The following is a 12117-nucleotide window of genomic DNA, read 5'->3' as shown; positions in this document are numbered from 1 at the left end:
CTAGCTTTTTACTTTACATAAGTGATGCTTGAATGAACATGAATCCTAATGAAATGTGCTATAATGAAGAAAGACTCCTGAAATAGGAGATATGGATGTCCGTGAAATGTGACATATATGAATATAGATTATTATGTAAGAATTATGGAGGAGAAGTATGACGCAATATACCCCTATGATACAGCAATATTTAAAGGTTAAGGCAGACTATCAAGATGCCTTTTTATTTTTCCGCTTAGGTGATTTTTATGAAATGTTCTTTGAGGATGCGGTTAAAGCAGCCCATGAACTTGAAATTACATTAACGAGCCGAGACGGTGGTAGTAGTGAACGTATACCGATGTGCGGTGTACCGTATCATGCGGCTAAAAACTATATTGAACAACTTGTTGAAAAAGGATATAAAGTAGCGGTTTGTGAGCAAGTAGAAGATCCAAAAACAGCTAAAGGTGTAGTGCGCCGTGAAGTCGTACAATTAATTACGCCAGGAACGATGATGGAAGGGCGTACAATTGATGAAAAAGAAAATAACTTCTTAGCCGCATTAACACATTTTGAAGATGGGTCATATGCGTTAGCTTGTAACGATTTAACGACTGGACAAAATACAGTAACGTTATTGACTGGTTCAGTGGAAGATATTTTATTAGAAGTGTATGCAACTGGTTCGAAAGAAATTGTTGTAGATTCTTCCTTTTCAAAAGATAAATTAAACAAGTTAACGGAAACGTTAAAGATGACGATTTCATATGAAGATGCAACGGCAATCCCAGAAGGGTTAGAACATCTTGTGAAAAACGTTTCACAAGCAAAGTTAATTAAAGCAGTTGGGCGCTTATTTAACTATGTAATAAGAACGCAAAAACGTTCATTAGATCATTTACAGCCTGTGGAAATTTATTATACGAATCAATTTATGAAAATTGATGTGCATTCAAAGCGAAATTTAGAGCTGACAGAAACGCTTCGAACGAAAGAAAAAACAGGGTCTTTACTATGGCTATTAGATAAGACGAAAACGGCTATGGGTGGTCGTATGTTAAAACAGTGGATGGAACGTCCACTTATACAGAAAGAACGAATTGAAGAGCGTTTAGAAATGGTTGAAACGTTTGTAAATGATTACTTCCTACGTGAAGATTTAAAAGAAAAGTTAAAAGAAGTATATGATTTGGAACGTTTAGCAGGGAAAGTTGCATTTGGTAATGTCAATGCAAGAGACTTATTACAGTTAAGACGATCTTTACTGCAAGTACCAGCTATTTTAGAAGCGATTAGTTTGTTAGATAACGCGTATGCAGCGAGGTTAATTCAAGGTGCAGATCCATGTGAGAGTCTAACAGAATTACTAGGAAGAAGTATTCAAGAAAATCCACCGCTTTCGATTAAAGATGGAGATATTATTAAAGATGGTTATAATGACAAGCTTGATCAATATCGCTATGTGAGTAAAAACGGAAAAACGTGGATTGCTGAGCTTGAAAAACGAGAGCGTGATATTACAGGAATTAAATCGTTGAAAATTGGATACAACCGTATTTTTGGCTACTACATTGAAGTAACGAAAGCGAACTTGGCAGCACTTCCAGAAGGGCGCTATGAGCGTAAACAAACGCTTGCTAATGCGGAACGTTTCATTACGGATGAACTGAAAGAAAAAGAAACATTAATCTTAGAAGCAGAAGAAAAAATTGTACAACTAGAATACGATTTATTTACAGCGCTTCGTGAAGAAGTAAAAGTATTTATTCCGAAATTACAGCATTTAGCGAAAGTAATTAGTGAATTAGACGTACTGCAAAGTTTTGCGACAGTTAGTGAAGAAGAACAGTTTGTAAAACCTGTACTAACAACGAAGCGCGAAATCTTTATTAAAGATGGTCGTCATCCTGTCGTTGAAAAAGTATTGAACGGGAAATTGTATGTACCGAATGATTGTATTATGCCAGAGAAGATGGATGTCTTTTTAATTACAGGACCGAACATGTCTGGTAAAAGTACGTATATGAGACAATTAGCACTTGTAACAGTTATGTCGCAAATCGGTTGTTTCGTACCAGCAACAGAAGCAGTATTACCTGTATTTGACCAAATCTTTACGAGAATTGGTGCAGCGGATGATTTAATTTCAGGTCAAAGTACATTTATGGTCGAAATGTTAGAAGCAAAAAATGCAATTGCAAACGCATCAGAAAGAAGTTTAATTTTATTCGATGAAATTGGACGCGGTACATCTACGTATGATGGTATGGCACTTGCACAAGCAATCATTGAACATATTCATGACCAAATTGGTGCGAAAACGTTATTCTCTACGCATTATCATGAATTAACCGTGCTAGAAGAAAGTTTAGATCAACTGAAAAATGTACACGTTTCAGCTATTGAAGAGAACGGAAAAGTAGTATTCCTTCATAAAATCCAAGATGGGGCAGCAGATAAAAGTTACGGAATTCACGTTGCGCAACTTGCGGAGCTTCCAGATAGCTTAATCGCTCGTGCGAAAGAAGTGTTAGCACAATTAGAAGGACAGGAAGAAATTGTTATTCCAAAGCGTGTAGAAGTGAAAGAGCAAGAAGTAATTCCAGAACCTGTAGTTGTAAAAGAAGAACCAGTAGCAATAGAAGAAACGAAGGTAGACAATGAAGAAGAATCACAACTATCATTCTTTGGCACAGAGCAGTCTTCGAAAAAGCAAGACAAGCCAGTTCTAGATGCAAAAGAAACAGCAGTACTTACGCAAATTAAAAAAATTGATTTACTTGATATGACACCTTTAGAAGCGATGAACGAACTGTATCGCTTACAGAAAAAGTTAAAGAAAGGATGAGTAAGTAGATGGGGAAAATTCGCAAACTCGATGACCAACTCTCTAACTTAATTGCGGCAGGGGAAGTAGTAGAGCGCCCTGCCTCAGTCGTAAAAGAACTTGTGGAAAATTCTATCGATGCGAATAGTACATCTATTGAAATCCACTTAGAAGAAGCTGGTTTATCGAAAATTCGTATCATTGATAATGGAGATGGCATTGCAGAAGAAGATTGTATCGTTGCTTTTGAACGACATGCGACGAGCAAAATTAAAGATGAAAATGATCTGTTTCGCATAAGAACACTCGGTTTCCGCGGTGAGGCGTTGCCAAGTATTGCCTCAGTTAGTGAATTAGAATTAATCACTAGCACCGGTGATGCTCCTGGTACACACCTTATTATTAAAGGTGGAGACATTATAAAGCAGGAAAAAACAGCGAGCCGAAAAGGAACAGATATTACAGTACAAAACTTATTCTTTAATACACCAGCGCGTCTTAAATATATGAAAACCATTCATACAGAGCTTGGTAATATTACAGATATTGTGTATCGTATTGCAATGTCGCATCCAGAAGTATCATTAAAGCTATTTCATAATGAAAAGAAATTGCTTCATACATCAGGAAATGGTGATGTAAGACAAGTACTTGCATCGATTTATAGCATTCAAGTTGCAAAGAAGCTTGTTCCAATTGAAGCTGAATCTTTAGATTTCACAATTAAAGGTTATGTAACATTACCAGAAGTAACGAGAGCATCTCGTAATTATATGTCAACAATCGTAAATGGCCGTTACGTTCGAAATTTCGTATTAATGAAAGCTATTCAGCAAGGATATCATACATTACTGCCAGTCGGACGATACCCAATCGGCTTCTTATCGATTGAAATGGATCCAATGCTTGTTGACGTTAACGTACATCCAGCGAAATTAGAAGTTCGTTTTAGTAAAGAACAAGAATTACTAAAGCTAATCGAAGAAACATTGCAAGCAGCATTCAAAAAAATACAGCTCATTCCAGATGCAGGTGTAACAACGAAGAAAAAAGAAAAAGATGAAAGTGTGCAAGAACAGTTCCAGTTTGAGCATGGGAAGCCGAAAGAACCATCCATGCCGGATATCATTTTACCGACGGGCATGGATGGAAAACAAGAAGAACCACTGGCTGTGAAACAGCCAGCACAACTGTGGCAACCGCCGAAGCAAGAATGGCAACCACCACAATCGCTCGTAAGAGAAGAACAAAGTTGGCAACCATCTACAAAACCGATAATGGAAGAACCAATTCGAGAAGAGAAATCGTGGGACAGTAACGAAGAGGATTTTGAATTAGAAGAATTGGAAGAAGAAGTTCGGGAAATAGAAGAGATTGAAATGAACGGTAATGATTTACCACCGCTTTATCCAATTGGACAAATGCACGGAACATATATTTTCGCACAAAATGATAAAGGCTTATATATGATTGACCAGCATGCCGCGCAGGAACGTATTAATTATGAATACTTCCGTGATAAAGTAGGAAGGGTAGCACAAGAAGTACAAGAATTACTTGTACCATACCGCATCGATTTATCTCTTACTGAATTTTTACGTGTCGAAGAGCAACTAGAAGAACTAAAAAAAGTTGGACTATTCTTGGAGCAATTCGGCCATCAATCCTTTATCGTCCGCTCGCATCCAACGTGGTTCCCAAAAGGACAAGAAACAGAAATTATCGACGAAATGATGGAACAAGTTGTTAAGCTAAAAAAAGTTGATATTAAAAAGTTACGTGAAGAAGCAGCCATCATGATGAGCTGTAAAGCATCCATTAAAGCAAATCAATATTTAACGAACGATCAAATATTTGCTTTACTGGAAGAACTTCGTACAACAACAAACCCGTACACATGCCCGCACGGAAGACCAATTCTTGTGCATCATTCTACTTATGAGTTGGAGAAGATGTTTAAGAGGGTTATGTAGGGGACATGTTCATAGAGAAAAAATGATGTCTGGTTATTTTAGTAAAATATAGAGAGAAATAAAAAGGAGCGATAGTAACAAGTCGCTCCTTTTTAATATATTTCTTTTACAACTATATGTTAAAAATTCATATATAAACTAGAGATAAACGTAACCTATTTGTATTTTATATGTGTGTTCTCAATTTTTTGTACAGAAAGAGGTTTTAATTTACAGATTTATCAGAATTATGTAAAGTGTAGATAAAACCATAAAATGGGGTGTTCTTTATGTGTACTAGTTTGACATTACAGACAAAAGACGGTCAGCATCTTTTTGCAAGAACGATGGACTTCACATTGGATTTGAATCAAGAAGTAATAATCATTCCTCGACATTACCAGTGGAATAATATAACTGGTGAAATTATTAATACGAAACATGCTACGGTTGGAATGGGGATTAATCATCAAGGAAGGATCATTATGGCGGACGGAGTAAATGAAGCAGGTATGACATGTGCAACACTCTATTTCCCAGGATTCGCTACTTATAGTCAAAGCATAGATGACAACAAAACGAATTTGGCTCCATTTGATTTTGTAGCTTGGAGTCTTACACAATTCAATTCTGTCAAAGAGTTAAAGAAATCTGTAGATAGTATTACCTTTTTGGATATACCATTACCGGATTTGGGACTTACGCCACCACTACATTGGATTTTGGCGGATAAATGGGGAGATTGTATTGTGCTGGAGCCGACAAATGAAGGATTAAAAATGTATGACAACCCACTAGGAGTGATGACGAATAGTCCGGAGTTTAATTGGCATTTGCAAAATTTAAGACAATATATTGGCCTTAAATCGCAGCCATTCGCGCCAACAGAGTGGAGTAATTTACCATTAAGTGCTTTTGGCCAAGGCTCGGGCTCAATGGGACTTCCAGGAGATTTCACCCCACCATCGAGGTTTGTGCGAGCAGCATATGGCAAACAAAACATTCGAGGTATAGATAGCGAAGAAGAGGGGGTATCGGCCCTTTTTCATATCTTATCAAATTGCGAGGTACCTAAAGGCGGAGTAATAACAGAAGAAGGTGCATTAGATAATACCATATATACAAGCGTAATGTGTATGGAGTCCGGAACATATTATTATCATACTTACGATTGTAGACAAATTATAGCTGTTCATTTATTTCATGAAAATTTAGATACAGATGAGATTAAAGCCTATCCGTTCCAACGGAAACAAAAAATATTTTATGAAAACTAAGTAGCTTTGAAACAATGTTTGGTGCATTTTTGAATATATATAATAGAGCAATAATGATTTATATCATTCTTGGGTGCTTCTTTAACTTTGTGATTTATCATAAATCTACTCCTTTCTTCAATGACTCCAACGAGTAGAATTTTGCTGCTAGGAGCATTGACTAAGGAGCAGTGAAGGTGGAATTTATTTATAAATAGTAAAGAATAAAAAAGGTGTGGAAAATATCCATACTTTTTTTGTTCTGCCATTATCTATGTATAAAAAAGCGCTGTATATCAGCACTTTTTAAAAGTACATGAGTTGTATAAAAAAGATTTATACATTACTAAAAACATAACTATACGCTTATTTATTTTTATTATTATTAATTTTTTCCGTATATAACACCTGTTCTTTATAGTGCTTCTTAATTGGAAAAGTATGTGTACCAGAGCCGTTTTTGAAATTTTTATTGATGGGGTTTTTTAGAGGGATTGTTGTAGTTTCAGTAAATTCATATGGGTAGTTTATTTTAGATTTATCTTCAAACATGAAAATGCCTCCTTTTGCGATTTCCTGAATTCTTTACTATAACATGATATGCATATAGATTTTTTTTGGACTAGTTATTTATATAGGTTAATGGAATTTAATTGCGTACTTACTGAAATATTTCAAAGGAAAAGAATGTGAAAAATATATGATAATGATTTCTTTCATTTATTAGTGAAGTGAATTTTGCATATATATTCGATATAAATTGTTTTTATAATATGTTTCATATAGGGTTTTCCTGATAATATAATGCGGGATATTATAGTGTTATTATGTTATTAGGAACATTTAATGCTGTTTCATAACTGAAAGGGAATTGAAAAAAAACTGAAACTTTTCTCATAAAAATTCAATCTTACTTGAAAAATGAAAGGAAAATGAAATTTTCCAAAAGATATTCTTTGTTAAGATAAAAAGCATACATAAATAAAGTGTTGACATATCTTAAAAATGTATTTTCAAGATATAGTGGGGGAAAAGATGAGATTAGAAAAACAATTAATAAAAAAGATGTATTATGAAACATTCCTAATGGAGAATGAAACAAAACCAACTCTTGACGTGCTTGGACAAGCTTATGTAAACGAAGAAAAAAATGAGATTTCTGATGGATCTTATATTCGTTTTGCGCAAGGTGAATTTTATTATCGCCATCAAGATTTTGAAGCAGCTATTTTTAAATGGGAGAAGGTTAGTAATGAATTAGCACCATGGGCACAAAAAAATATTGCAGATGCTTATTTCGAACTGAATCAATTATCAGTTGCTGAAAATGTTTATACTTCCATTACGACTGATAATAAAATATTGATGACGGAAATTAGATTACAATTACTTTCTCTTTACATAGAGCAAAATAATGTTGAATCAGCTTTCGCTGTTATTAAAGAAGCGGTTTCTTTAAATCCGGATTATCCGAATGTCACAAAAATTGCCCGTTCCTTTTATGAGGAACAACAAGATTTTGATAGTGCAGTAGAGCTTGCTGTGAATGAGTTAATTCGAATAGAATCTTATCCGTGGTTTGAGGTGTTAAAAGGATATATCGATAAAGGATTTACTAAACATATTTCACCAGATTATTTTTATGATGCATTAGTTACATTAAATAATGTAGATCAAGTACAATTTACGCAAATGGTTTCATCACTTTGGAACAGTTATAGAAATGAACAAAATTACTTATTATGGCTTAACACAATAAATGAATTTTTCTTACATATTGAAATACATTCGTCCGATATATGGAACAAAATTTCTTCTCTTTACGAAGAAACGTACTTTGCATTAATTCAAGGGCAATATATGCTTAGACAATTACACGATATCATTCCAAATCTGTTAGCAAATTGGTTAAAGGTAGTCAATCCGTCTTATGCTGCATTTCCATCAGCAGCTGTATTGGCGTGGGATGAGATTTTTCCTTCCAAAATAGATTCAGCAAATGTAAAAAATGCGGAAAACTTACTGTCATATTCTATTAATCATGTGAATGGTTTAGAGTACAGTTTACATCTTTTTGAATCTATTACAGATTGGGCACAAAAGCATAATATAGAAATAGGTCAACGATTTAGATGGTTAGTTGACGAACTTGCAGATTTAAGAACAAATCGTATTTTAGTAACAGGAACTTCAGGGAACGGAAAAACTACATTTATCAACTCTATATTAGGAGAAAATATATTAGAAAAATCAATTTCAAATGTAGTAGTTTTAAAAAATGATGCTCACACAGAAATTAACGCCATAACAGATGCTGCAATTACAACAACGGAAGATATCTCTGATTATCATAATATGATGTCTCAGCACCATCAAACGTATAGAGATAGAGCATGTGTTGAATTTAAATTACCATGTAGATTTTTAAATGAAAATAAACTTACATTTGTAGTTACACCTGGATTTAATAGGAATAATGACACTAGGGATGAGGTATTTGAATATCTAAATTCCGTGGATGAATTATTGTTTGTATTAAATGCGGATTCACCGTTTACTGATAAAGAGCGTGATATTTTATTAAGCATTCAAGAACATACACCAAATTTACAAATTCATTTCTTATTAAATAAAATCGATAACATTTACAGTGAAGCAGAAGTAAAAAGAGTATTACAAGATACGGAAGCGAGAATAAACACATATTTCCCGCAAGCGAGAATTTTCCCTTATTCTTCGTTATATACAAGTAGCCAACAATTAAATGAGTTAACTGAGTTTATTCATTTTAACTTTAATCATAAAAATATTGATGCAGAACGTACTGAAAAGCTATTGTTCTTCATCCGAAAAACAATTACATATCTTTTAGATAAACGTGTTGAAAAAGAAAACAATCTCGTAGATGCTATTAAGTGGAATGAAGATATGCTAGTGAAACTAAACGGTAGTATTAATAATCTTACTGCATTTGAGAGGGAGAAAATTCATTTCATTACACAGTCATATCGTACAATGAAAGCGGAAATTACAAATGATCTTACTGAAAATATACCGAAGATATTACAGAGCTGTTCTGATTTAATGAGTGAAGAAAGTGATTTTGGTAACATGGATACGGAACTAAATAAAGCAATGAATGAAAGAGTGCATAAATATTTAGAACAAACCGTATTACCTCATCTTGCTCTTTCTATGCAAAATTGGATTGCAACTTCTCATAATGAGCTCCTTCAAAGTCAGTCTTACTTAGAAGAGCTTAGTGAAGGACTTAATTCTTTATTTGGAGAAAATCGAATCCAGTTAGAATGTGACTTTAAAGTGCTTGACGATTGGCGCAGAGATGCTGACAGAATGACGACTAGCATACAAATGGATGAAGTAAATATTTTACGTCGATTTACGCCAGCGCAATTTTTACTGAAAAGTGCCGGTAAATTATTTGGAGTTCTTCCTAAAAATAAAATTATGCTGTATAACAAATACAAACAGCATGTAGAAAATGAAGATTATACCGAGGTAACGGATTCTATTATGAAGAAATTTTTCTTGCAATTTGAGCTATTTGAAAACACACAAGAGCGAGATATTCATATATTCTTTAGGAATCCATTTAACTGTTTGAAACAAACAGTAGAAAATATGCAATTAGAAATACAAGAAAAACAAGAGCTGTTACATAAGATGAAATCAAATCCTGAAGTCTATCATGATTCTATCATGCTCTTTGAATTGAGATTACGTCAATGTGAAGTAATTTTATATATAGGTGATGATCAAACTTATGCAGATGTAACTTTAGAAGCAAGTGTAGAATAAAAGTAAAATATATGAGATTTTTTATTTGAAATGGCATCACGTGTTAGAAGAGAATAAAAGGGAGCAACTGTAATGAGTTGCTCCCTTTTCATATTTACATTATTTTTCAGTTTCTTTAATTTTAGTTTGTACTTCGCCAGTTTTAATTTTATTACTTTCTGAGAAACGTAATAAATCGCCTTCAATAATTTTGTCAGACATTCGTAATTCATTTTGTGCACGCTTAATGAGTGCTTGTGCTTCATTTTTTGGTAAATTTACAATTTCACCTGTTATGCGGTCATAGAAAGTATTGTTTTTGTATGCATACTTATCTGTAATAAAGCTACCATCACGTAAAACAACAAAACCAGTATATTTATCTGAAAACATATCATGACCAAAATGAATATCGTTCGTAGTATCAATCCCTAATAAATTGAGAATAGTAGGTTTTATATCGATTTGGCCCGTAGGCTTTGAAATCGTTTCACCTTCGGTTTGACCAGGCATATGAATATATAAAGGTGTACGTTGTAAATTTAAAGTGTCAAATTCTGTTATTTGATCTTTTTCTAAAAACTGTGCCATTGCACGATTATGTTTTTCAGAAATGCCATAATGATCACCATATAAAACAATAATAGAATCATCATACATTCCCTCAGCTTTTAAACGCTCAATAAATTTTTTAATGGATTCGTCTAAGTAACGTGCTGTTACGATATAACGATCAAACACGCCATTACCAGAGTCATATGGTTCAATGAATTTAGTATCTTCATCATACGTAAATGGATAATGGTTTGTTAAAGTAAGGAAACGAGCGTAAAATGGTTGATCAACAGTTTTTAATATATCTACTGATTGATCAAAGTATTCGATATCTTTTAAGCCCCAATTTAAATTTGTTTCAGGCGTAATTTTGTAATCAAGTTCATTATAGTAACGATCATAACCGAGAGCAGAGTACATAATGTTACGATTCCAAAATGTTGCATTATTCGCATGGAATACAGAAGTGAAATAACCTTGCTGACGTAAAATTTCTGGCGTCGCAGTATAATCATTGTTACCGTGTGTGAAAAATACAGCTCCTCGATTTAATGGATACAACGACGTATCGATTAGAAATTCAGAATCGGACGTTTTTCCTTGCCCAGTTTGGTGGAAAAAGTTATCAAAGTAATAGCTTTCATTTATGAATTCATTCAAAAATGGTGTAACTTCTTCTCCGTTAACTTTTGCGCCTATTAAAAAGGTTTGCAAGGATTCAAGAGTAACGACAATTACGTTTTTTCCTTTCGCTGCACCAAACATATTAGGATTCGGTTCACTTTGGTTTGCCTTTACGTAGTTTTCTGTTTCTTGTAATTTGCTACTATCAGCAAGTGCCTTTTGTGATCCTGCTTTTACTTGCAGTGTTAAATCATAAACTTGATGCGTGTATAGTCCTAAATTTTTAACAAGCATGACCCGGTCGAACGATCTCGTTAATAGTTCAGGTCGTTCTTTTTCTGCAAGATGTAGATTTGCAAAAAATACACCAACCGTTAAGAGAAAATATACGAAGCGTGCCGGATGAGTTACACGTCCTGTTTGGAAGACTAGTGCCTTCTTCTTTAACAAAATAAAGAAGAAAATAATGTCTACGAAAGCGAGTATAATTTTATAGTTCAATATTTCTAAAATACTACCGCCTAATTGCCCAAAGTTTGATGTTTGCCCAAGTACTGGTAACGTAACGAAATCACTATAAAAATCATAGAACATTACATTCCCAACGAGTACGATTGTTAATAAGAAATTAATACATAGCGCGATATAATTTCGCTTTTCACCGGTTGCAAATAATGCTAATCCGACAAAAGCTAATGATGCAGCGAGTGGGCTAATAAATAAAATCAGCTCTTGTGTAGAAGACTCAATTTTTAAATCAAAACTGAACCTTGTAATAAGATATGTTTTTAACCATACTGCTAAAGCAATTATTAAAACAAAGCTTATATTTTGCATTTGTAAATTGATTTTATTTTTCATTTTTACACCTTCTTTATACAATTTATTTAACTTGTGTTATATATTATATTTTTATAACTATTAGAGTGTAATAAAACATTTAGCCAATGGTTTCTAATGGTAATAATATGAAGTATTCATATACGTACAATGGGAAATTTTAAAGCATAAATCTATTTTTTAGAACAGAGCAGAAAAAGTCATAGTTGTAGTAAAAAATACTTATAGACATCCTAACATATTAAACACTATGATGATGTTACAAAATATCGAACAAATGAAA

Annotated in this window: 6 protein-coding genes; 4 read left to right on the top strand and 2 right to left on the bottom strand. The window is 33.6% G+C overall.

The genetic code is table 11. From position 1 onward, the window contains the following. Positions 1-157 precede the first annotated feature (157 nt). From mutS to ACVWY7_RS09565, 3 genes are all read left to right on the top strand, one after another. Positions 158-2830, top strand: a complete 2673-nt coding sequence (mutS, locus tag ACVWY7_RS09575) for a DNA mismatch repair protein MutS (RefSeq protein ID WP_000196032.1) — start codon at positions 158-160, stop codon at positions 2828-2830. Positions 2831-2838: 8 nt separating this feature from the next. Then, the gene (gene mutL, locus ACVWY7_RS09570; RefSeq protein ID WP_456523765.1) at positions 2839-4782 is read left to right on the top strand and encodes a DNA mismatch repair endonuclease MutL; all 1944 of its coding nucleotides are present in this window, start codon (positions 2839-2841) and stop codon (positions 4780-4782) included. Between the two features lie 269 nt (positions 4783-5051). Next, positions 5052-6038 carry a choloylglycine hydrolase family protein gene (locus tag ACVWY7_RS09565; RefSeq protein ID WP_000337583.1) on the top strand — a complete coding sequence of 329 codons (987 nt, stop codon included), beginning with the start codon at positions 5052-5054 and terminating at the stop codon, positions 6036-6038. 345 nt (positions 6039-6383) lie between these two features. Here the strand turns inward: ACVWY7_RS09565 and ACVWY7_RS09560 are convergent, their stop codons facing one another. Beyond that, positions 6384-6569 carry a hypothetical protein gene (locus ACVWY7_RS09560; protein WP_000461128.1) on the bottom strand — a complete coding sequence of 62 codons (186 nt, stop codon included), beginning with the start codon at positions 6567-6569 and terminating at the stop codon, positions 6384-6386. Positions 6570-7022: 453 nt separating this feature from the next. On the opposite strand from ACVWY7_RS09560, the gene ACVWY7_RS09555 reads away from it, so the two are divergent. Then, on the top strand, positions 7023-9836 hold the full coding sequence (locus ACVWY7_RS09555; RefSeq protein ID WP_456523764.1) for a dynamin family protein: 2814 nt from the start codon (positions 7023-7025) through the stop codon (positions 9834-9836). A 99-nt stretch (positions 9837-9935) separates the two neighbouring features. Here ACVWY7_RS09555 and ACVWY7_RS09550 read toward each other — a convergent pair whose 3' ends face one another. Next, a complete protein-coding gene (locus ACVWY7_RS09550) occupies positions 9936-11855 on the bottom strand; it encodes an LTA synthase family protein (protein ID WP_000791053.1) in 1920 nt (639 codons plus the stop codon). Positions 11856-12117: the final 262 nt, after the last annotated feature.

It is taken from the genome of Bacillus sp. TE9106W (assembly GCF_054062215.1).
This window is presented reverse-complemented; position numbering and strand designations above follow the sequence as displayed.

What these genes read in the sequence shown, in the direction of transcription:
- mutS (WP_000196032.1), top strand. Translation starts at nt 158, where the DNA reads ATGACGCAATATACCCCTATGATACAGCAATATTTAAAGGTTAAGGCA.
- mutL (WP_456523765.1), top strand. Translation starts at nt 2,839, where the DNA reads ATGGGGAAAATTCGCAAACTCGATGACCAACTCTCTAACTTAATTGCG.
- ACVWY7_RS09565 (WP_000337583.1), top strand. Translation starts at nt 5,052, where the DNA reads ATGTGTACTAGTTTGACATTACAGACAAAAGACGGTCAGCATCTTTTT.
- ACVWY7_RS09560 (WP_000461128.1), bottom strand. Translation starts at nt 6,569, where the DNA reads ATGTTTGAAGATAAATCTAAAATAAACTACCCATATGAATTTACTGAA.
- ACVWY7_RS09555 (WP_456523764.1), top strand. Translation starts at nt 7,023, where the DNA reads ATGTATTTTCAAGATATAGTGGGGGAAAAGATGAGATTAGAAAAACAA.
- ACVWY7_RS09550 (WP_000791053.1), bottom strand. Translation starts at nt 11,855, where the DNA reads ATGAAAAATAAAATCAATTTACAAATGCAAAATATAAGCTTTGTTTTA.